Origin of the sequence: Pseudonocardia sp. ICBG1293 (assembly GCF_020131355.1) — a bacterium.
In the GTDB taxonomy this organism is placed as follows: Bacteria; Actinomycetota; Actinomycetes; order Mycobacteriales; family Pseudonocardiaceae; genus Pseudonocardia.
Window position 1 is genome coordinate 70,960 of the sequence record NZ_JAHLEL010000038.1, and the last position, 20,669, is coordinate 91,628.

At 72.8% G+C, this 20,669-nt stretch carries 18 protein-coding genes; 13 read left to right on the plus strand and 5 right to left on the minus strand.

Features of this window, described 5'->3' with window-relative positions; translation table 11 throughout:
• Positions 1 to 26: 26 nt before the first annotated feature.
• From nuoH to KPF47_RS14060, 8 genes are read left to right on the plus strand one after another with little or no spacing between them, the layout of a single operon-like run.
• Complete coding sequence (gene nuoH, locus KPF47_RS14025; RefSeq protein ID WP_224389913.1) at positions 27 to 1,271, plus strand: NADH-quinone oxidoreductase subunit NuoH; 1,245 nt, start codon at positions 27 to 29, stop codon at positions 1,269 to 1,271.
• Positions 1,272 to 1,811, plus strand: a complete 540-nt coding sequence (nuoI, locus tag KPF47_RS14030; protein WP_224389249.1) for an NADH-quinone oxidoreductase subunit NuoI — start codon at positions 1,272 to 1,274, stop codon at positions 1,809 to 1,811.
• A complete protein-coding gene (locus KPF47_RS14035) occupies positions 1,808 to 2,659 on the plus strand; it encodes an NADH-quinone oxidoreductase subunit J (RefSeq protein ID WP_224389250.1) in 852 nt (283 codons plus the stop codon). The genes nuoI and KPF47_RS14035 overlap by 4 nt, the downstream gene beginning before the upstream one ends.
• Entirely contained in the window at positions 2,656 to 2,955 is a 300-nt protein-coding gene (gene nuoK, locus KPF47_RS14040) for an NADH-quinone oxidoreductase subunit NuoK (protein WP_224389251.1), read from the plus strand. The genes KPF47_RS14035 and nuoK overlap by 4 nt, the downstream gene beginning before the upstream one ends.
• Positions 2,956 to 2,965: 10 nt before the next feature.
• The gene (nuoL, locus tag KPF47_RS14045) at positions 2,966 to 4,915 is read left to right on the plus strand and encodes an NADH-quinone oxidoreductase subunit L (RefSeq protein ID WP_224389252.1); all 1,950 of its coding nucleotides are present in this window, start codon (positions 2,966 to 2,968) and stop codon (positions 4,913 to 4,915) included.
• Positions 4,912 to 6,567 (plus strand): NADH-quinone oxidoreductase subunit M, encoded by a 1,656-nt coding sequence (locus KPF47_RS14050; protein ID WP_224389253.1) that lies wholly within the window; start codon positions 4,912 to 4,914, stop codon positions 6,565 to 6,567. Before nuoL ends, KPF47_RS14050 begins: the two co-directional genes overlap by 4 nt.
• On the plus strand, positions 6,564 to 8,168 hold the full coding sequence (nuoN, locus tag KPF47_RS14055; RefSeq protein ID WP_224389254.1) for an NADH-quinone oxidoreductase subunit NuoN: 1,605 nt from the start codon (positions 6,564 to 6,566) through the stop codon (positions 8,166 to 8,168). Before KPF47_RS14050 ends, nuoN begins: the two co-directional genes overlap by 4 nt.
• 48 nt (positions 8,169 to 8,216) lie before the next feature.
• Positions 8,217 to 9,194 carry a polyprenyl synthetase family protein gene (locus tag KPF47_RS14060; RefSeq protein ID WP_224389914.1) on the plus strand — a complete coding sequence of 326 codons (978 nt, stop codon included), beginning with the start codon at positions 8,217 to 8,219 and terminating at the stop codon, positions 9,192 to 9,194.
• On the opposite strand, the gene rarD is transcribed toward KPF47_RS14060, so the two are convergent.
• Complete coding sequence (rarD, locus tag KPF47_RS14065) at positions 9,170 to 10,111, minus strand: EamA family transporter RarD (RefSeq protein WP_224389255.1); 942 nt, start codon at positions 10,109 to 10,111, stop codon at positions 9,170 to 9,172. The genes KPF47_RS14060 and rarD overlap by 25 nt on opposite strands.
• A gap of 142 nt (positions 10,112 to 10,253) precedes the next feature.
• Here rarD and KPF47_RS14070 point away from each other — a divergent pair, with 142 nt between their 5' ends.
• Positions 10,254 to 11,708 carry a hypothetical protein gene (locus KPF47_RS14070; protein WP_224389256.1) on the plus strand — a complete coding sequence of 485 codons (1,455 nt, stop codon included), beginning with the start codon at positions 10,254 to 10,256 and terminating at the stop codon, positions 11,706 to 11,708.
• A 76-nt stretch (positions 11,709 to 11,784) separates the two neighbouring features.
• Here the strand turns inward: KPF47_RS14070 and KPF47_RS14075 are convergent, their stop codons facing one another.
• The 3 genes from KPF47_RS14075 to KPF47_RS14085 all read right to left on the minus strand — a co-directional run bounded on the left by KPF47_RS14075 (position 11,785) and on the right by KPF47_RS14085 (position 15,682).
• Positions 11,785 to 12,855, minus strand: coding sequence for a 2-oxoacid:ferredoxin oxidoreductase subunit beta (locus KPF47_RS14075; protein ID WP_224389257.1), 1,071 nt, complete (start codon positions 12,853 to 12,855; stop codon positions 11,785 to 11,787).
• Positions 12,852 to 14,783: a 2-oxoacid:acceptor oxidoreductase subunit alpha gene (locus tag KPF47_RS14080; RefSeq protein ID WP_224389258.1), complete on the minus strand. Its 1,932-nt coding sequence runs from the start codon at positions 14,781 to 14,783 to the stop codon at positions 12,852 to 12,854. Before KPF47_RS14080 ends, KPF47_RS14075 begins: the two co-directional genes overlap by 4 nt.
• A 125-nt stretch (positions 14,784 to 14,908) precedes the next feature.
• On the minus strand, positions 14,909 to 15,682 hold the full coding sequence (locus KPF47_RS14085; RefSeq protein ID WP_224389259.1) for an enoyl-CoA hydratase: 774 nt from the start codon (positions 15,680 to 15,682) through the stop codon (positions 14,909 to 14,911).
• Positions 15,683 to 15,836: 154 nt separating this feature from the next.
• On the opposite strand from KPF47_RS14085, the gene htpX reads away from it, so the two are divergent.
• The 3 genes from htpX to KPF47_RS14100 all read left to right on the plus strand — a co-directional run bounded on the left by htpX (position 15,837) and on the right by KPF47_RS14100 (position 19,170).
• Positions 15,837 to 16,697, plus strand: coding sequence for a zinc metalloprotease HtpX (gene htpX, locus KPF47_RS14090; RefSeq protein ID WP_224389260.1), 861 nt, complete (start codon positions 15,837 to 15,839; stop codon positions 16,695 to 16,697).
• A 111-nt stretch (positions 16,698 to 16,808) separates the two neighbouring features.
• The gene (locus tag KPF47_RS14095; RefSeq protein WP_224389261.1) at positions 16,809 to 17,660 is read left to right on the plus strand and encodes a hypothetical protein; all 852 of its coding nucleotides are present in this window, start codon (positions 16,809 to 16,811) and stop codon (positions 17,658 to 17,660) included.
• A gap of 28 nt (positions 17,661 to 17,688) precedes the next feature.
• Positions 17,689 to 19,170, plus strand: a complete 1,482-nt coding sequence (locus tag KPF47_RS14100; RefSeq protein WP_224389915.1) for an amidase — start codon at positions 17,689 to 17,691, stop codon at positions 19,168 to 19,170.
• Here the strand turns inward: KPF47_RS14100 and KPF47_RS14105 are convergent.
• Positions 19,167 to 19,736: a TetR/AcrR family transcriptional regulator gene (locus tag KPF47_RS14105; RefSeq protein WP_224389262.1), complete on the minus strand. Its 570-nt coding sequence runs from the start codon at positions 19,734 to 19,736 to the stop codon at positions 19,167 to 19,169. The genes KPF47_RS14100 and KPF47_RS14105 overlap by 4 nt on opposite strands.
• Before the next feature lie 69 nt (positions 19,737 to 19,805).
• Here KPF47_RS14105 and KPF47_RS14110 point away from each other — a divergent pair, with 69 nt between their 5' ends.
• Positions 19,806 to 20,552: a CPBP family intramembrane glutamic endopeptidase gene (locus KPF47_RS14110; RefSeq protein WP_224389263.1), complete on the plus strand. Its 747-nt coding sequence runs from the start codon at positions 19,806 to 19,808 to the stop codon at positions 20,550 to 20,552.
• Positions 20,553 to 20,669 lie beyond the last annotated feature (117 nt).

Genomic DNA, 20,669 nt, shown 5'->3' on the forward strand with positions numbered 1-20,669 from the left:
AGGTACCGCCGGCCCCGGTGGACCAGCTGACGACCACCCAGGCGCTGCTCGCCGACGACCCGATCTGGCTGATCCTGATCAAGGTCGTGGGGCTGTTCGCGCTCGGCGTCGTACTGACCTTGTTCATGATCAACTGGGAGCGCAAGGTCGTCGGCCGGATGCAGCACCGTCCGGGCCCGAACCGGACCGGCCCCGGCGGCTGGCTGCAGAGCCTCGCCGACGGTCTGAAGCTGGCGTTCAAGGAAGACATCATGCCGGCCAACGCCGACAAGAAGGTCTTCTTCATCGCCCCGGTGATCTCGACGATCCCGGCGTTCGTCGCCTTCTCGGTGATCCCGTTCGGTGGCCCGGTCACGATCTTCGGCGAGGAGACCGTGCTGCAGCTCGTCGACGTGCCGGTCGGCGTGCTCGTCGTGCTGGCCTGCTCCTCGATCGGCGTCTACGGCATCGTGCTCGGCGGCTGGGCGTCGGGCTCGCCGTACTCCCTGCTCGGCGCGCTGCGCTCGGCCGCCCAGGTCATCTCCTACGAGATCGCACTCGGCCTGGCCGTCGTCGGCGTCGTGCTCTACTCCGGCTCGCTGTCCACCGCGACGATCGTCGGGGCGCAGGCGTCGGGCTGGTACTTCTGGCTGCTGCTGCCGAGCTTCGTGGTCTTCGTGATCGCGATGGTCGGTGAGACCAACCGGGCCCCGTTCGACCTCCCCGAGGCCGAGTCGGAGCTGGTCGGCGGGTTCCACACCGAGTACTCGTCGCTGAAGTTCGCGCTGTTCTTCCTGGCCGAGTACGTGAACATGGTGACCGTCTCGGCGATGGCGGTGACGCTGTTCCTCGGCGGCGGTATGTGGCCCTGGCCGCTGAGCTTCCTCAACGAGTACGGCTGGCTGCAGTTCGTCGCCTTCATCATCAAGGTGCTGCTGTTCCTGTTCGTGTTCATCTGGCTGCGCGGCACGCTGCCCCGGTTCCGCTACGACCAGTTCATGAAGCTGGGCTGGAAGGTCCTGGTCCCGGTCATGCTGGTCTGGATCGTCGCGATCTTCGGCATCCGGGCGTTCGTCAACACCGGCTCGGACAACTACGTCCTGCTGCTGTCGCTGATCGGGTTCGCGCTGGCCGTCGTGCTGGCGGTCGCGTTCCTGCTGCCCGAACGGCAGATCGAGCCGCCGCCGGTGGAACCGGCGTCGGACTACCCGGTGCCGCCGCTGGACCTCACGGTCCCCGACTCACCCCCGAAGCGTCGGAAGGCCGTCACGGCCGGAAAGGACGCGCGCTAGATGTTCGACTTCTTCAAGGGATTCGGCGTCACCTTCTCGACGATGTTCAAGAAGGTCGTCACCGAGGAGTACCCGGAGGACTTCCCGCCCGCCGCGCCCCGCTACCACGGCCGCCACCAGCTCAACCGGCACCCGGACGGGCTGGAGAAGTGCGTCGGCTGCGAGCTGTGCGCCTGGGCCTGTCCCGCCGACGCGATCTACGTCGAGGGCGGGGACAACACCGAGGATGCCCGGTACTCGCCGGGTGAGCGCTACGGCGCGATCTACCAGATCAACTACCTGCGCTGCATCGGCTGCGGCCTGTGCATCGAGGCCTGCCCGACCCGGTCGCTCACGATGACCAACTTCTACGAGCTGGCCGACGACAACCGGCAGGACCTGATCTACACCAAGGAGCAGCTGATGGCCCCGCTGCTGCCGGGCATGGAGCAGCCCCCGCACCCGATGCGCCTGGGCTCCGACGAGCAGGACTACTACGTCTCCGGCCCGACGCTCGCGAAGGTCTCCGCCCAGGACCAGACGAAGGAGCAGACGCGATGAGCATCGGCGCGGTGCTCGCGCAGGCCGCGGGCGAGGTGAGCACGGGCGAGGCGGTCGCGTTCTGGATCCTCGGGCCGGTGGCGCTGGCCGGTGCGCTCGGCCTGGTCTTCGCCCGGCACGCGGTGCACGCCGCGCTGCTGCTGGTCCTGACGATGTTCTCGATCGCGGTGCTCTACCTGGTGCAGTCCGCACCGTTCCTCGGGTTCGTGCAGATCATCGTCTACACCGGCGCCGTGATGATGCTGTTCCTGTTCGTCCTCATGCTGGTCGGACGGGACTCCAAGGACTCGGTGATCGAGGTCCTGCGCGGGCAGCGGGCCGCGGCGCTGGTGTTCGGCGTCGCGCTGGCCGCGCTGCTGGTCGGCGGGCTCGCCCGCGGCCTCACCAGCGTGACCCCGGCGGGGCTGGAGGCGGGCGGCCTCGGGTGGAACGGCAACGTCCCCGGCCTCGGGCGGCTCATCTTCACCGACTACCTGCTGGCATTCGAGCTGACCGCGGCCCTGCTCATGGTCGCCGCGCTCGGCGCGATGGTGCTGTCGGGCTCGCAGAGCAGCCAGCACACCAAGATCGGCCAGCGGGCGACGGTGCTGAAGCGGCTGCGCGGCGAGCACGCCCGCATCTCCCCGCTGCCCGGCCCCGGCGTCTACGCGACGGCGAACTCCGTCGCGGTCCCGGCGATCCTGCCCGACGGCTCGATCGCCCCCGAGTCGCTGTCGGAGATCATCGAGTCGGTCGCGGTCGACGTGCCCGACACGACGACGCCGGACGCGCACGCGCTGACCGGCCGCCCCGCACCCGACCGGACCGCCGCCTCCGGTGAGGCCGCCGAGACCGGGGAGCACCGATGAGGCCCGAGTACTACCTGCTGCTCTCGGCGCTGCTGTTCACCATCGGCGCCGTCGGTGTCCTGGTGCGGCGCAACGCCGTGGTCGTGTTCATGTGCATCGAGCTCATGCTGAACGCGGTGAACCTGACCCTGGTCACCTTCTCGCGGATCAACGGCAACCTCGACGGCCAGGTGATGGCCCTGTTCGTGATGGTCGTCGCGGCCTGTGAGGTCGTCGTCGGGCTCGCGATCGTCACGGCCATCTTCCGCACCCGTCAGTCGTCCTCGGTGGACGACGCGAACCTTCTGAAGTACTAGGAGTGTGCGCGTGAACCTCGTCCTCGCACAGGCCGCCGCACCGGCGACCGGAGCCGCATCGCTGGCCTGGTTGCTGATCGCGCTCCCCGCGGCCGGTGCCCTGGTGCTCTTCCTCGCCGGACGGCGGGCCGACGGCTGGGGCCACTGGCTCGGCCTCGCCACCGTCGTCGGCGCCTTCGTCGTCGGTGTGACGATATTCCTGCAGACCCTCGGTCTGTCCGCCGACGACCGGCTGCGCGAGCAGTCGCTGTGGTCCTGGATGTCCTCCGGCGCGCTGAGCGTCGACTTCGGACTCCGGATCGACACGCTGTCGCTGACGTTCGTGCTGCTGATCACCGGGGTCGGGGCGCTCATCCACCTCTACTCGGTGGGCTACATGAGCCACGACCCGAACCGGCGGCGGTTCTTCGCGCAGCTGAACCTGTTCGTCGCCGCGATGCTGGTGCTGGTCCTCGGCAACAACTTCGTCATGCTCTACCTCGGCTGGGAGGGCGTCGGTCTGGCGTCGTACCTGCTGATCGGCTTCTACCAGGACCGGCCCGCCGCCGCGACGGCGGCGAAGAAGGCGTTCCTGATGAACCGGGTCGGCGACGTCGGCCTGGCCATCGCGATCTTCCTGCTCTGGCTGGAGCTCGGGACGCTGCAGTACACGGAGGTGTTCGCGCGCATCGGCGAGGTCGGCGGCGGCACGATCCTGGCGATCACGCTGCTGCTCCTGCTCGGTGCCTGCGGCAAGTCCGGCCAGTTCCCGCTGCAGTCCTGGCTCCCGGACGCGATGGAGGGCCCGACCCCGGTCTCGGCCCTGATCCACGCGGCCACGATGGTCACCGCGGGCGTCTACCTGATCGCCCGGGCCTCGCCGATCTACAACCTCTCCGAGACCGGACGGCTGGTCGTGGCGATCATCGGTGTCGTCACCCTGATGATCGGCGCGATCATCGGCTGCGCCTACGACGACATCAAGAAGGTCCTGGCCTACTCCACGGTGAGCCAGATCGGCTACATGATCCTCGCCGTCGGGCTCGGGCCGGCCGGGTACGCCCTGGGCATCCTGCACCTGCTGACCCACGGCTTCTTCAAGGCCGGGCTGTTCCTCGGCGCCGGGTCGGTCATGCACGCCATGAACGACGACGTCGACATGCGCCGCTTCGGCGGGCTGTGGCGGAAGATGCCGGTCACCTTCGTGACCTTCGGCCTCGGCTACCTCGCGCTGATCGGCTTCCCGTTCCTGTCCGGCTACTTCTCCAAGGACGCGATCATCGAGGCCGCGTTCGCCCAGGAGGGGTGGCAGGGCTGGGTGTTCGGTGGGCTCGCAACGCTCGCGGCCGGTCTGACCGCCTTCTACATGACCCGCCTGATGATCATGACGTTCTTCGGTGCGGAGCGCTGGCGCACGGTGCAGTCCACCGACGGCCGCGACTACCACCCGCACGAGTCCCCGGCGACGATGACCGTCCCGATGGTCGTCCTCGCGGTCGGCTCGGTGCTGGGTGGTGGCGTCCTGTACGGGCTGGTCCCCGAGTGGCTCGCCCCCTCGGTGGGGGAGCGGGTCGAGCTGGAGGGCGGCGCCCTGCCGCACGCGGTGATCCCGTTCCTCGTCGTCGGGATCTCGCTGCTCGGTGCGGTACTGGCCTACGTGTTCGTCGGCCGCTCCCCGGTGCCGGTGCAGCGCCCGCAGCGGGTGTCGCCGGTGGTCGCCGCGGCCCGAGCCGACCTCGGCGCGAACGCCTTCAACGAGGCGTTCATCGAGCGGCCCGGCATCGCGCTGACCCGGTTGCTCGCCTGGTTCGACGACCGCGGGATCGACGGGGCCGTCAACGGCACCGCGTCGGCGTTCGGCGGCGGCTCGAGCCGGCTGCGCCGGCTCCAGACCGGTTTCGTCCGGTCGTACGCACTCTCGATGCTCGGCGGGGCGGTCATCGTCGTCGCCGCGATGCTGGCGGTGAGGTTCGTCTCATGACCCCCCTGGACACGGCTCCCATCGTCCCCGACTCGGGGGGCAACCCGTTCCTGATCGTCCTGCTGCTGGTGCCGGTCGTCGGCGCGCTGGTCATGTACCCGTTGCGGGCCAACACCGGGCTCGCGAAGGCGGTCGCGATGGCGACGGCCCTGGTGGAGCTGGCGCTCGTCGTCGTCGCGTGGGCGCTCTACTCCATCCCCGCGGCGCAGGCGGGCGCCCGGTTCCAGCTCGAGTTCTCGATGTCCTGGATCCCCGCCTTCGGCACGCACATCGCGTTCGGCGTCGACGGCATCTCGCTGGCCCTGATCGGGCTCACCGCGTTCCTGGTGCCCGGCCTGATGCTGTTCGCGTGGGCGGAGAAGCTGCCCGAGGGCCGCTCGGCCGCCGGGTACTTCGCGCTGCTGCTGGCGACCCAGGCGACGCTGGTCGGCGTCTTCGCCGCCACCGACGTCTTCCTGTTCTACGTCTTCTTCGAGGCCATGCTGGTCCCGATGTACTTCCTGATCGGACGCTTCGGCGGGCCGCGCCGGCAGTACGCGGCGGTCAAGTTCTTCCTGTACTCGCTGCTCGGCGGCCTGATCATGCTGGCGTCGCTGATCGGGCTGTTCGTGGTCAGCGAGCAGCAGCTCGGCCAGGGCACGTTCACCTGGGCGGACCTGCAGGCCATGGCGTCGAGCGTGCCCGAGTCCACCCAGATCTGGCTGTTCCTCGGCTTCTTCGTCGCGTTCGCGATCAAGGCGCCGCTGGTGCCGTTCCACACCTGGCTGCCCGACGCCGGCGCCGAGGCCCCGATCGTGGGCGCGGTGCTGCTGGTCGGTGTGCTGGACAAGGTCGGCACCTACGGCTTCCTGCGCTACCTGCTGCCGCTGTTCCCGCAGGCGTCGCAGACCCTGGCGCCGCTGGTGCTGGTGCTGGCCGTCGCCGGGATCGTCTACGCCGCGCTGCTCGCGGTCGCCCAGACCGACATGGGCCGGTTCGTCGCCTACACCTCGGTGGCGCACTTCGGCTTCATCGCGCTCGGGGTGTTCGCGTTCTCCTCGCAGGCCTTCGCCGGTGCGACGCTGTACATGGTCAACCACGGTCTCTCGACCGGCATGCTGTTCGTGATGGTCGGCGTGCTGATCAGCCGTGGCGGCTCGCGCCTGATCGCCGACTACGGCGGCGTCGCGAAGCTGGCCCCGGTCATGGCGGGATGCCTCCTGCTGGCCGGGATGAGCTCACTGGCACTGCCCGGCACGAACTCGTTCGTCTCGGAGTTCCTGGTGCTGGTCGGCTCGTTCCCGAACCGGCCGGTCTTCACGGTGATCGCGACGATCGGCATCATCTTCGCCGCGCTCTACGTGCTGTGGTTCTACCAGCGCACGATGCAGGGCCCGGTGCGCGGCACCGCGGTCATGGCGGCGCTGGAGCGCGGCGGCGCGGGCGGCCCGGGGTCGATGATCGACCCCGCGGTCGCCGCGCAGCGCACGGGCTCCGGCTTCCCCGACCTCCCCGCCCGTGAGATCGGCGTGCTCGCGCCGCTGATCGTCGCGATCGTGGTGCTCGGCTTCTACCCGGGCCCGGTGCTCGACCTGATCAACCCGTCGGTGACGGCGACGATGACCGAGCTCGGGCTGCCCGACCCGGTCGTGGCTGGAGGGATCTCCCGATGAGTGTGCTCGCGCAGGTCGCGCCGATCGAGATGCCGGCGATCGACTGGGCGGCCACCGCGCCGCTGTGGATCGTGTTCGCCGGAGCGTGCGTGTCGGTGCTGCTGGAGGCGTTCCTCCCGCGGCACCAGCGTTGGCCCGTGCAGGTCGTGCTGACCGGGCTGACCCTCGTCGCAGCGCTCGTCGCGCTGGCCGGGTACGCGCTCGGCTCCCCGGCCGCGGTCCTGACGTTCGGTTCCGCGTTGTCGGTGGACGCGCCGTCGCTGTTCCTGTGGGGCACGCTGATCGTCCTGGCGATCCCCGGCCTGCTGCTGATCGCGGACCGGTCGGTGGAGCCGGGCGGGGTGTTCGTCGCCTCGGCCGCCGAGCGGGCCGCGGTCCGTTCCGGCGGCGGGCCGGCCACGCCGGTCGGTGGCGAGCACGTCGACCGTTCCTACGGCGCGCCCGACGAGGCGCCGACCATGCAGACCGAGCCGTTCCCGTTCGTGCTGTTCGCACTCGGCGGGATGATGGCGTTCGTCGCGGCCAACGACCTGCTGACGATGTTCATCGCGCTCGAGGTCCTGTCGCTGCCGCTGTACCTCATGTGCGGGCTGGCGCGCCGCCGTCGCCTGCTGTCGCAGGAGTCCGCGGTCAAGTACTTCCTGCTCGGTGCGTTCGGCTCGGCGTTCTTCCTCTACGGCGTCGCACTGCTCTACGGCTACGCGGGCTCGGTGCGGCTCTCCGCGATCTCGCAGGCCGCCGCGGGCACCCTGGCCTCGGACACGCTGCTGTTCGCGGGCCTGGCACTGTTGCTGGTGGGGCTGCTGTTCAAGGGCTCGGTGGCCCCGTTCCACACCTGGACCCCGGACGTCTACCAGGGCGCCCCGACGCCGGTCACCGCGTTCATGGCGGCCTGCACGAAGGTCGCCGCGTTCGGTGCGATCGCCCGGGTGCTCTACGTCGGCTTCGGCAGCACCGTCTGGGAGTGGCGCGGCGTGCTGTGGGTGGTGGCGGTCGTCTCGATGGTCGTCGGCGCGGTGCTGGGACTCACCCAGACCGACGTGAAGCGCATGATCGCCTACTCCTCGATCGCGCACGCGGGCTTCCTCCTGCTCGGTGCGATGGCGCTGACCCCGCAGGGCACCGCGGGCCTGCTGTTCTACCTGCTGGCGTACGGGTTCACGACGATCGCGATCCTCGGGATCGTCTCGCTGGTCCGCACCGGGGACGGCGAGGCCTCGGACCTGGCCGCGTGGGCGGGCCTGGCGAAGCGGTCCCCGCTCGTCGCCGGGATCATGACGTTCCTGCTCCTCGCACTGGCCGGGATCCCGCTGACCAGCGGGTTCACCGCGAAGTTCGCGGTGTTCTCGGCGGCCTCGGCGGACGGCATGGTGCCGCTGGTGGTGATCGCCCTGGTCGCGTCCGCCGTGGCCGCGTTCTTCTATCTGCGCATCGTCGTGCTCATGTACTTCTCCGAGCCCGCGCAGGACGGTCCGGCCGTCGTCGTGCCCGGTGCGTTCACCACGGTGGCCATCACCCTGGGCACGCTGGCGACGCTCGTTCTCGGGATTCTTCCCACACCGGTCCTCGAATGGGCCGCCAGCGGCGCGTTCTCCGGCTGACGTTCGTAGGCTGTGGGGGTGGAGACACAGAGTGTGGCCGGGATCCGGATGGCCGATCCGGTCCTGGCCGAGGCCACGGCGGACGGGCTCAAGCGGGTCGAGGACCTGCTGCATCGCGAGGTGCACAGCGACTACGAGTTCGTCACCGAGACCTCGTTGCACCTGATCGAGGCGGGCGGCAAGCGGTTCCGACCGCTGTTCACGCTGCTCGCGGCGCAGGTCGGACCGCATCCCGAACGCGACGAGGTGATCACGGCGGCCGCCGTGGTGGAGCTGATCCACCTGGCGACGCTGTACCACGACGACGTGATGGACGAGGCGTCCATGCGACGGGGCGCGGAGTCCGCGAACTCGCGCTGGGACAACTCGGTCGCGATCCTGACCGGGGACTTCCTCTTCGCGCACGCGTCGCGGCTGGTCGCCGACCTCGGCCCGGACGCCGTGCGGATCATCGCCGAGACGTTCGCGCTGCTCGTCACCGGTCAGATGCGCGAGACCCGTGGGCCCAAGGCGACCGACGACCCGGTGCAGCACTACCTGCGGGTGGTCGCGGAGAAGACCGGGTCGCTGATCGCGACCTCGGGCCGTTACGGCGGCATGTTCTCCGGCGCTCCCGCCGAGCACATCGAGGCACTGCGGACCTTCGGCGAGGTCATCGGGGCGGCGTTCCAGATCTCCGACGACATCATCGACATCGCCTCGCCGTCGGACGACTCGGGCAAGACGCCCGGCACCGACCTGCGGGAGGGCGTGCACACCCTGCCGATGCTCTACGCCCTGCGGGACGGCGACGACTCCGCCGACGCCCGCAGGCTGCGGCAGCTGCTGGCCGCCCCGATCACCGACGACGCCGAGGTGGCCGAGGCGCTGGAGCTGCTGCGCTCCGGGGACGCGCTGGTCAAGGCCCGGGAGACCGTCGCCGGGTACGCCGACCGGGCGCGGGCCGAGCTGGCGGTGCTGCCGCCGTGCCCGGCGATCGAGGCGCTGCGGACGCTGACCGACTACACGGTGGAGCGGGTGGGCTGAGCCGCGGCCGGTCGTCGCCGTCGCACCAGGTCGACGGTGAAGACCGCCAGCGCCAGCCAGACGAGGGCGAACCCGGCCCAGCGGGCCGGGGCCATCGTCTCGCCGACCACCAGCACGCCCCACAGGAACTGCAGGGTGGGGTTGATGTAGAGCAGCACGCCGAGGGTCGTGAGCGGCAACCGCCGCGCCGCCGAGCCGTAGAGCAGCAGCGGCAGTGCCGTCACCGGGCCCGCGGACAGCATGAGCAGCAGGTGCCAGGGCCCGTGGCCGGTGAACGTGCCGCCGCCGGAGAGCGTGACGACGACCAGGAACACCGCGGCCGGGACGACGAGCACGACCCCCTCCGCGGTCAGCCCGGCCGCGGCGGGCAGCGGTGCGGTCGCCTTGAACAGCCCGTAGATCCCGAACGAGCAGGCCAGCGCCATCGACAGCCACGGCACGGTGCCGTTGCCGACGGCGATCACGACGACGGCCGTCGCCGCGAGCCCCAGCGCCACCCACTGCGCGGGCCGCTGCCGCTCCCGCAGGACGAGGACGCCGAACAGCACCCCGACCAGCGGGGTCATGTAGTAGCCCAGAGCGGACTCGACGACCTTCCCCACCGAGACGCCCCAGATGAACAGGCCCCAGTTCACCGCGATGAACACCGCGGCGGCGGCCGTCGAGAGCCAGCCGCGGGCGCCGAGCCCGCGTACGTCGCCCCAGCCGCGCAGCAGGGTCAGCACCACCGACATCAGCACCGCCGTCCACAGGACGCGGTGGGCGAGCACCTCCAGCGGCGCCGCCGGGTCCAGCAGCGGCCAGAACGCCGGGAACAGGCCCCACAGGACGTACGCGCCGACGCCCGCGGTGAGGCCGGCGGGACTCCGCTCACTCCGTTCGGGCGTGGTTCGTTCGGGGGAACGAGCGGTGGTCATGGTCGCTTCGGGTGGTCGGTCACGGCACGATGATCCGATACGGGTGTGCCCTCGCGCGAGAGGGCGGTGGGGCGGGCACGATCCGTGATACCAAGCACGGCGACAGTGGTCCGGGACGGTCCCGGGCGGACGGAGGTCCGGCATGGGCTGGATGTGGGTACTGCTGGCGGTGCTCGTGGTTCTCGTGGCGGCGGGCCTGGTGGTGTCCCGCCGTCGGGGACGGGCACTCGACGACGGTCCCGGTGCCACGGGGCCGGGCGACACCCCGGCCGCGACCGGCGGCCCGGAGCCCTCGGGGACCGCCGGGACGGTGGGACTGTTCGAGCCCGCGGGGACGGCCGAGCCGTCGGCCGGGGCGTCCACCCCGCCACCGGACGCCGTTCCGGGCCCGGCCGGACCGGGAGCCGGTGCGGCCGGGCCGGACGACCCCGGGACCACGGTGGCCGGGACCGACGGGGATCCCGCGCCGGGCCGGGAGCCCGCCGGGTCCGGGGAGGTCGGTCGCGCGGAGGCCGACCTGCCGGTCGGGGCGGCGGGGAGCGGTCCGGAGCAGCTCGTCCCCGGTGGCGCCGGATCGGGCCCGGACGGCGCCCCGTCGGGCCCGGACACCGCGGGACCGGCGTCGGACACGGTCCCGTCGGACACGGCGCCGTCGGACACGGCCCCGTCGGATCCGGCCGGCCGCGGGTCGGTCCCGGGCGGCGCCGGGTCGGTGTCGGGCAGCGCCGGGCCCGAGCCGGACGGCGCCGCATCCGACCGATTGGCGGCCGTCGGGGACGGGACCGCCGCGGACGGCATCGTGGCGGACGGTGTGGTGGCGGACGGCGTCGTGGCGGACGGGACGGTGGCGGACCGCGACCCCGCGGACGGTGCCGGTCCCGGCGCCGACGGCGCCGTGCGCTCCTCGACCGAGGACCCCGCCGCGGTGAGCGCGGACCCCGTCGCCGCGGCCGAGGACGGGTCGACCGGCCGCGCCCCGGCCGCGGGGGAGGGTGGGAGCATCACCGGTGCCCCGGTCGTCCCCCGCCCACGTTCCGAGGACGACGCGGTGCCGCAGGACGACGCCGTACCGCAGGACGACGCCCTGCACCAGGACCGGGCGGCACCGCAGGACCGGGGCGCACCGCAGGACCGGGCGGTGGCGCAGGGCGACGCGGTCGTGCCGGACGAGGAGCCGTCCGGCCGGCACGCGCTGCGTGACGACGTCGAGCCGGCCCCGTTGCCGGAGCCGGACCCCGCGTCGTCGTCCGACGAGGGTCCCCCCGCGCCGTTGCCGATCCCGTCGCGGCAGCGCCGGGACGCCGGCGGTTCGGCGCTGGCCGCGCTGGACTCGCTCGTCATCGGCCCGTCCGCGGCGTCGGCGCCGTTGCCCCCGGGGGTACGCCCCGGACCGTACCCGGACTCGGTGCTCGCCCCCGCCGTCGGCGACGACCCGCCCGAGACGCACCGGGTGAAGGTGCACAGCGGGTCGCGGCGGTTCCACCCGCCCGAGTCGCCGTACTACGTCCGGACCCGCGCGGACCTGTACTTCACCGGGGAGGGCGCGGCCCGGGCGGCCGGGTTCATCGCGTGGCACGAACGTCCCGGGGCTCGCTGAGGCAGGCACCCGGCGGACGCACGCCGGCCCCGCTGCTCCGAGGAGCGGCGGGGCCGTCGTCCGTCGTGGGCCGGTGTCAGACGATGGTCCAGGTGTCGCGGCCGTTGAGCAGGGCCTGCAGGTCCGCGTCGGGCTTCGCGTCCCGGGCCGCCTGCACCTGGGCGCGGGCGGAGTCGTCGTAGGTGGGGCGATCGGTGTTGCGGAAGACCCCGGTGACGGTGTGGGTGAGGTCCTGGTCCGAGAGCCGGGACAGGGCGAAGGCGAGCTCGTGGTCGGCCTGGTCGTGGACCACGATCCTCGACGGGTCGACCGACGCGGTCTCCACGACCGCGAGCCCGAACCCGTCCTGGACGACGGCGTGCGAGCCGCGACCGTCCTCGCCGGGGGCGCCGAAGGTGATCGGCTCGCCGTGCACGACGGGGATGAGGCGGTTCTCGGTGTCGCCCTTGCGCAGGACGTCGAAGCTGCCGTCGTTGAAGATCGGGCAGTCCTGGAAGATCTCGACCAGGGCGGAGCCGCGGTGCTCGGCGGCGGCCTGCAGCACGGCGGTGAGGCTCTTGCGGTCGGAGTCCAGCGCCCGCCCGACGAAGCTCGCCTCGGCCCCCAGGGCCAGGGAGATCGGGTTGAACGGGTGGTCCAGCGAGCCCATCGGGGTCGACTTGGTGACCTTGCCGACCTCGGAGGTCGGCGAGTACTGGCCCTTGGTGAGGCCGTAGATCCGGTTGTTGAACAGCAGGATCTTGATGTTGACGTTGCGGCGCAGCGCGTGGATCAGGTGGTTGCCGCCGATCGAGAGCGCGTCGCCGTCGCCGGTCACGACCCACACGCTCAGGTCCTCGCGTGAGGTGGCGAGGCCGGTGGCGATGGTGGGGGCGCGGCCGTGGATCGAGTGCATCCCGTAGGTGTTCAGGTAGTACGGGAACCGCGACGAGCAGCCGATGCCGGAGACGAAGACGGTGTTCTCGCGCTTGATGCCCAGGGTGGGCAGGAACTGGCGGACGGCGGCGAGGACCGCGTAGTCGCCGCAGCCGGGACACCAGCGGACCTCCTGGTCGGAGGTGTAGTCCTTCGCGGTCTGCTTCGCGTCCGTCGTCGGGACCCCGTCGAGGCCGCCGATGGACGGCAGGCCCAGGTCGGTGGCGGTCATGCCTGCGCTCCAGTGGTCTCGTCGGCGATCTCGGCCGCCGACTCCGGGTGCTTGCCGGTCAGGTAGTCCAGGAACACGTCCTGCAGCTCCTCGGCGCCGAACGGGAGCCCGGCGACCTTCGTGTAGCTCTTGACGTCGACCAGGTGCTCGGCGCGCAGCAGCATCGCGAGCTGGCCGAGGTTCATCTCGGGGCAGAGCACCGTGCGGTAGCCGTTCAGGACGTCGCCGAGGTTGGCCGGCATCGGGTTCAGGTTGCGCAGGTGCACCGTGGCGACCGAGTGACCGAGCTTGCGCACGCGGCGGGCCGCGGCGTTGATCGGGCCGTAGGTCGAGCCCCAGCCGATGACGAGGAAGTCCGCGTCGCCGTCGGGGTCGTCGACCTCGAGGTCGGGGACCTCGATGCCGTCGATCTTCGCCTGGCGCAGGCGGACCATGCGGTCGTGGTTGTCGGGGTCGTAGGAGATCGAGCCGCGCCCGTCGGCCTTCTCCAGCCCGCCGACGCGGTGCTCCAGGCCCGCGGTGCCGGGGATCGCCCACGGCCGGGCGAGGGTCTCCGGGGCACGCAGGTACGGCCAGAACTCGCCGGACCCGTCGGGGGCGTTGGGCTCGGTGGCGAACCCCGGGTCCACCGTCGGCAGGGTCTCGACGTCGGGGATCCGCCACGGCTCGGAGCCGTTGGCCAGCGCGCCGTCGGACAGCAGCATCACCGGGGTCCGGTAGCGCACCGCGATCGCCGCGGCCTCGACCGCGGCGATGAAGCAGTCGCCCGGGGTGCAGGGGGCGATCACCGGGAGCGGCGCCTCGCCGTTGCGCCCGTGCAGGGCCTGGAGCAGGTCGGCCTGCTCGGTCTTGGTCGGCAGCCCGGTCGAGGGGCCGCCGCGCTGCACGTCGATCACCAGCAGCGGGAGCTCCAGGGCCACGGCCAGGCCGACGGTCTCGGCCTTGAGCGCGACCCCCGGACCCGAGGTGGTGGTGACGCCGAGCGCGCCGCCGAACGCCGCACCCAGCGCGGCGCCGACACCGGAGATCTCGTCCTCGGCCTGGAAGGTGGTCACGCCGAAGGCCTTGTGGCGCGACAGCTCGTGGAGGATGTCCGAGGCCGGGGTGATCGGGTAGGTGCCGAGGAACACCGGCAGGCTGGTCGTCCGCCCCGCGGCGATGATCCCGTAGGCCAGCGTGACGTTCCCGGTGATCTGGCGGTAGGTGCCCGGCGCGAGGCGGGCGGGGGCGACCTCGTAGGTCACCGCGAACGCCTCGGTGGTCTCGCCGTAGGCGTGCCCGGCGCGGAAGGCCAGGATGTTCGCCTCGGCGATGTCGGGCTTCTTCGCGAACTTCTCCCGCAGGAACCGCTCGGTCGACTCGCTGGGGCGGTGGTACATCCAGGACAGCAGGCCGAGGGCGAACATGTTCTTCGCCCGCTCGGCGTCCTTCTTGGACAGCCCGGTCTCCTCCAGCGCCCCGCGGGTCAGGGTCGCCATCGCGACCCCGTGCACCGCGTAGGGCTCGAGCGAGCCGTCCTCCAGCGGGTTCGCGGCGTAGCCGACCTTGGTCAGGTTCCGCTTGGTGAACTCGTCGGTGTTGACGATCAGCACCCCGCCCTGGGGCAGGTCGCCGATGTTGGCCTTCAGCGCCGCCGGGTTCATCGCCACCAGCACGTCGGGGCGGTCGCCGGGGGTGAGGATGTCGTAGTTCGCGAAGTGCAGCTGGAACGACGAGACACCCGGCAGGGTCCCGGCAGGTGCCCGGATCTCGGCGGGAAAGTTCGGCAGGGTCGACAGGTCGTTGCCGAAGTTCGCGGTCTCGGAGGTGAAGCGGTCCCCGGTCAGCTGCATGCCGTCACCGGAGTCGCCGGCGAACCGGATGACCACCCGGTCGCGCTGGACGACCTCGGAGTCGCGTGCCTCGACGGGGGTGTCGCTGGTCGTCATGGGCTGATGGTCCCCAGTTCGGCGTCGAAATGTCCCTCGATACGTCGAGGTTAACTCCCGGTTCGGGCCCCTGTCCGGAGACCCGGGGCCACGTCACATAACGTGAGTTACGTTCGTGGTGACGGTCACTTCTTGCTGATCTTCCTCTGCAGCGCGGCGACCCGCTCCGCGAACGCCGCGGAGTGGACCGTCTCGGCCTGCGCGCGGACCTCGATGTCGGTGGCGGCGGCGTGGGCGTCGAGCCGGGAGGTGATCCGCATGGTCGCCTTCGTGGTGACGATGAGGTCGCGCGGCGCGGCGGCGGCCCTGCCCGCGAGCTCACGGGCGCCCGCCAGGAGGGCCTCGTCGCTGTCGTAGGCGCGCCAGACCAGCCCGACGCGCTCGGCCTCGCGGGCGTCGAGGACGTCACCGAACAGCGTCATCGCCGCGCTGCCCTGGGCGCCGAGGGCGCGCTGGGCCATCCACGTGTAGCCGCCGCCGGGGTGCAGACCCAGCTGCATGAAGCGGACGTCGAACCGGGCGGTCGGACCGGCCAGCCGGACGTCGCAGGCCAGGGCCAGGTTGATGCCCGCGCCGACGGCGGCCCCGTTGACCGCGGCCAGGGTCGGCAGCGGCGAGGAGGCGATGGCGAGGAACCCGGAGTAGACGCGCTTGAGCGTCGCCGGGTCCGCCTCCTGCAGCTCCGCGAGGTCACCGCCGGCGCAGAACGCGGGCGCCTGCCCGGTGACGACGATCGCGCCGACCGAGTCGTCGGCGTTCGCGTCCTCGACGGCGGCGACGAGCTTCTGCGACAGATCCAGGTTCAGCGCGTTGCGCCGCGCCGGGTTCGAGACGGTGAGCACCGCGACACCGTCGGTGACCTCGGTCCGGACCTCTGTCGTGACATCGCCGTCGCTCATGGGCCCGACTCTTCCACGCCGGTCCGCCCTCCCGCACCCGACGGGTGCGCGGGTGCCCGGGCCGGCCCGCCCGGGTCACACCCGGGAACGCGCTGCCCGGTTCGTCCGTTGACCAGGGTGCCCCCGCAGGACCGCACGGAAAGGTGACCCCGGCGTGCACAGCCACATGAACGGTCTGAAGACGGCCGTCCTCCTCGGCGCGATGAGCGCCCTGATCCTCGCGATCGGCGGGGTCCTGGGCGGTCGCGGCGGACTGGTCATCGCCCTCGTCGTCGCGTTCGCGGTGAACGGGTGGGCCTACTTCAACTCGGCGAAGACGGCCCTGCGCTCGATGCACGCGCAGCCCATCACCGAGGCCGAGTACCCGCAGCTGTTCCGGATCGTGCGCGAGCTCAGCCAGCGCGCCCGCCAGCCGATGCCGTCGCTGCACATCAGCCCCACCGACGCCCCCAACGCGTTCGCCACCGGCCGCAACCCGCGCCACGCCGCGGTCTGCGTGACCACCGGTCTGCTGCACCTGCTCGACGAGCGCGAGCTGCGCGCCGTCATCGGGCACGAGCTCAGCCACGTCTACAACCGCGACATCCTGATCTCCTCGATCGCCGGGGCGCTGGCCACCGCGGTGCAGTTCATCGCCAACTTCGCCATGTTCGCCTCCCTGTTCGGCGGGAGCGACGAGGACCGGCCCAACCCGATCGCGATCATCCTCGTGGCGTTCCTCGGGCCGGTCGCGGCGGGCGTGGTACAGATGGCGGTCAGCCGGTCGCGGGAGTACCAGGCCGACGCGTCCGGCGCCGACCTCACCGGGGACCCGCTGGGGCTGGCGTCGGCGCTGCACAAGCTCAGGTACGGCACCGCTGCCGCCCCGCTGCCGCCGGACCCCCGGCTCACCTCGCAGTCGCACCTGATGATCGCCAACCCCTTCCGGCCGGGTGAGCGGATGGCGAAGTGGTTCTCCACCCACCCGCCGATCGAGGACCGCATCGCGCGCCTGCAGCAGATGGCGCGCCGCTGACCATGTCGTTCCGCAGACGGTTGTGCGTCCCCGGGTCGCTGTTCGGTAACGGTTCGGGGCCCGGGAGCGATGACACCGGAAGGGCAGAGCTCCCCCTGCGGAAGAGGACCCATGAGCGAGATCCCGTCCCAGCGGCCCCGCCACGCGCTGACCGACACCGGCGGGACGCCGTCGGTGCCGCTGCAGGGCGGTCCGGCCGAGGTGCCGTCACCGGCCCGCCCGGGGGACGACGCCACGGGCGGACCCGTACCGGGGGAGCAGGTCGCGGTGCCGTCGGCCCGCTCCACCGCGGACCCGGACCCGGACCCGGACACGCCGGTCACCGCGCCCGCGGACACCGACCCGCCGGCCACCACCACCGACCCCGACGCACCGGTCGCGCCCGCGCCCGGGGCGGCCGAGCCGCCCCCGGCCGTCACTGCGGCGGCCCCGGGCGCGGCGCCCGGCACCCGCCCGGCCGACGACGACGCGCCCACCACCGCCCTGCCGGTCGTGCCGCGCCCCCGTGACGAGCTGGGCCCCGGCGGGCGACGACCCGTCCGCGTCGGGCACCCGCGGGCACCGGGCGCGTTCGTACCGGGGCAGTACGCCCCCGGGCAGTACGCCGCGGCGGCGCGGCGGCACCCGTCCCGTCCGGTGGGGCCCCCACACCCCACCGCGGCCCGGTACCCGGCGTCCGCACAGCGGCCGCCGGCGCGGTTTCCCTCGGCGCCCCGCGCGCAGGCCCCGGCCGTCGAGCGGCTCCCCGAGCCGTCCCGTCCGGCGCCGCTGCCCGCTGCCACCGGTGTCCGGAGCTCCGGCGGGTTCCGGCTGCCGGACTTCCCGGCCCGTACCCGCCCGGTCCTGCCCGTCGTCCTGGGGGCGGCCACGGCGGTCGTCCTGGCGCTCGGCGTCGTCGCCGGGGTCACCGGCACGTCGGACGCGGGGCCGGCCCCGGCGCCCGCCCCGGTGTCCACTCCCTGAGCGATCTGCTTGTATCCCCGCCGTGGGGATCTCCTGGGAGGACTACCGCAGCCACGACGCCGTCGGGCTGGCCGCACTCGTCGCCGCGGGTGAGGTGAGCGCGGCCGACCTGCTCGAGGCCGCCGTCGCCCGTGCCGACGCCGTCGAGCCGGGCCTCAACGCCATCCGGCTGCGGCTCGACGACGCCGCCCGTTCCCGCGCACGCGGGCCGTTGACCGGACCGTTCGCCGGCGTCCCGTTCCTGGTGAAGGACCTCGCCCAGCACATCGCCGGGGTCCCGACGGCGTCCGGCTGCCGGCCGCTCGCCGACCACCCGCGCCCCGAGACGTCCACCGTGGTCCGGCGCTGGACCGGGGCCGGTCTCGTCGTGTTCGGACGGACCGCCACCCCCGAGTTCGGCGCCCGCGCCGTCACCGAGCCCGCACTCGGTGGGCCGACCCGTAACCCGTGGGACCCCACCCGCACCCCGGGCGGCAGCTCCGGCGGGTCCGCCGCGGCCGTCGCCGCCGGGATCGTCCCCGCGGCCGGTGCGAGCGACGGCGGCGGCTCCATCCGCATCCCGGCCGCCGCCTGCGGGCTGTTCGGGCTGAAGCCGGGCCGCGGTGTGACACCGTCCGGACCGGACGTCGCAGAGGGCTTCCACGGGGCCGCGGTGCAGGGCGTCCTGTCGCGGACCGTGCGGGACTCGGCGGCCCTGCTCGACGTGACGGCCGGGCCGGAGGCGGCAGGGCCCTACGTGGTGCGTCCGCCGGAGCGCCCCTACGCCGACGCGGTCCGCGACGACCCGGCGCCGCTGCGGATCGGGCTGGCGACCGCGTCGCCGCTGGGCACCGGGGTCGACCCCGAGGCGGTCGCCGCGGCCACCGACGCGGCCGAGCTGCTGACCTCGCTCGGACACGTCGTCGAGGAGTCCGCTCCCGCGCTGGACGGCCGTGCGCTGGCGACCGACTTCCTCACCACCTGGTTCTCCACGATCTCGGCCCAGGTGGCCTCGGCGCGGGCGTTGACCGGCTGCGGGGACGACGCGTTCGAGACCGAGACCCGGGTGATGGCCGCGATCGGCCGGGCCACCCCCGCGCCCGCCTACCTCGCCGCGCTCGCCCGCCGCCAGGACCACACCCGAGCGCTGGCCGCGTTCCACGAGCGCTACGACCTGCTCCTCACACCGACCCTCGCCCGCCCGCCGTGGCCGATCGGGGAGCTGGCGCTGCCCGCCCCGGCGCGGCTCGGTGCGCAGGTGCTGCTGCGTGCCGGCGCATCCGGCCTGTTCGGGCGGCTCGGGCTGGTCGAGAGCCTGGTGGACGCCAACTTCGCCCCGGTGCCCTACACCCAGCTGGCGAACCTGACCGGGCGGCCGGCGTCGTCGGTGCCGCTGTACCGGACGGCGTCCGGGCTTCCGCTGGGGGTGCAGTTCGTCGGACGGCCCGGGGCCGAGCCGCTGCTGCTGGCGCTGGCGGCGCAGCTGGAGCGGGCGCGACCGTGGGCGCACCTGCGGCCCACCGTGGTCTAGCGGTCGACGAGCCGCGCGAGCTCCCGCACCCGTTGCCGCTGCACCTGCGCGGCGGCCGGCGCGTGGTGGAGCAGGCCGTCGACGGCGAGCACCAGGGTGCGGGCGAGCCCGTCCGGGTCGGCGGTGCCCGGCCGCCGGGACAGGTGGAACGCCACCTCCCGGACACAGTCCTCCCGTACGGCCTCGACGGCGGCCACCCCGCCCGGCGTGCGGGTCGCGAACGCCGCGAAGAGCGCGTGCAGACGGGGACGGTCGGCATGCAGGGTGACGGCGGTGTCGGCGATCCGCAGTACGGCCGTGCGCGGGTCGGGCGGATCCGCGCGCAGCTCGGCGCAGACCGCGTCCAGACCGGCTCGGGCCTGCCGGACGTGCCGGGCGACCAGCTCGTCGAGCAGCGCCTGCTTGTCCGGGAAGTACTGGTACAGCGAGCCGACGGCCACGCCGGCCCGGTCGGCGATGCGGTTGGTCGTCGCGGCGAGCCCCTCCCGCGCGAAAACCTGAGCAGCGGCGGTCAGGAGGAACTCCACGGTCGCCCGCGACCGCTCCTGAGCCGGTGTTCTCCGCACCACGCACCCCTCTCCGCGTGACCGCGAACGCGAGTTGTCCCACGCCATCGCAGCACGAACGCTGGTCCGGTGACCAGCACCTTCCTCGTGGACTACCCGTTGCGGCTGGGGCCCGGCCTGATCGTTCTCGGGGCGGGTCTCGTCCTCGTCGGCCGCTCCTCCCCGCTGCTGCGGATCGTCCTTCTCGTGTGGGGGTTCGTACTGGTCCGGGACGCGATGACGCCGCTCGGCCTGTGGTCGATCGGCCTGGCGCCCCACGGTCTGCTGTGGTTGCGGCTGTCGCCGGACCCGGTGGTGTTGCTCGGTATGGGGACGCTGGGGGTCGTGGCGTCGCTCGTCGTCGCCCATGGCCCCCAGGACCTGCGGGGGACGGTCGTCTGGGGCCGTATCGGGCCGCGGTCGCTGCTCGCCGCCCTCGGCGCCGCCGCGGTGCTGCTCGTGCCGCTGACCACGGTGTTGCGGACGGTCCCGGTCGAGCAGCGCGGAGGGGCGGTGGCGATCGGGCTGCTCCCGGCACTGGCCGTGCTCGCGTTCGGCGGCAACCTGCTGGAGGAGGTCCTGTTCCGCGGGCTGCTGCAGGGCAGGCTCGCCGAGCTCCCGGGATTCGGTCCGGCGCGCACCGTCGCCGCGTCGGGACTGCTCTTCGCGGCGGGACACGTCTTCCTCGCCACGACGGTGACCGATCTCGGTTGGCCGATCCTGGCGTTCACCGCCGCCGAAGGACTGCTGTGTGCCTGGGTACGGCACGGGCACGGCGTACTGGCCGCGACCCTCACGCACGGGACGGTGATCCTGGTGTTCGCCTCGGGGCTGTGAGCGGTCCCCGACCCCTGACACCGGTGACGGTCGACACGATGGCCACGACGTCTGCCGAACCAGGACAGTTCCCGACCGGGTCGGCCGTCAGGGTCGGAGCGACCGACGGGCGGCGGC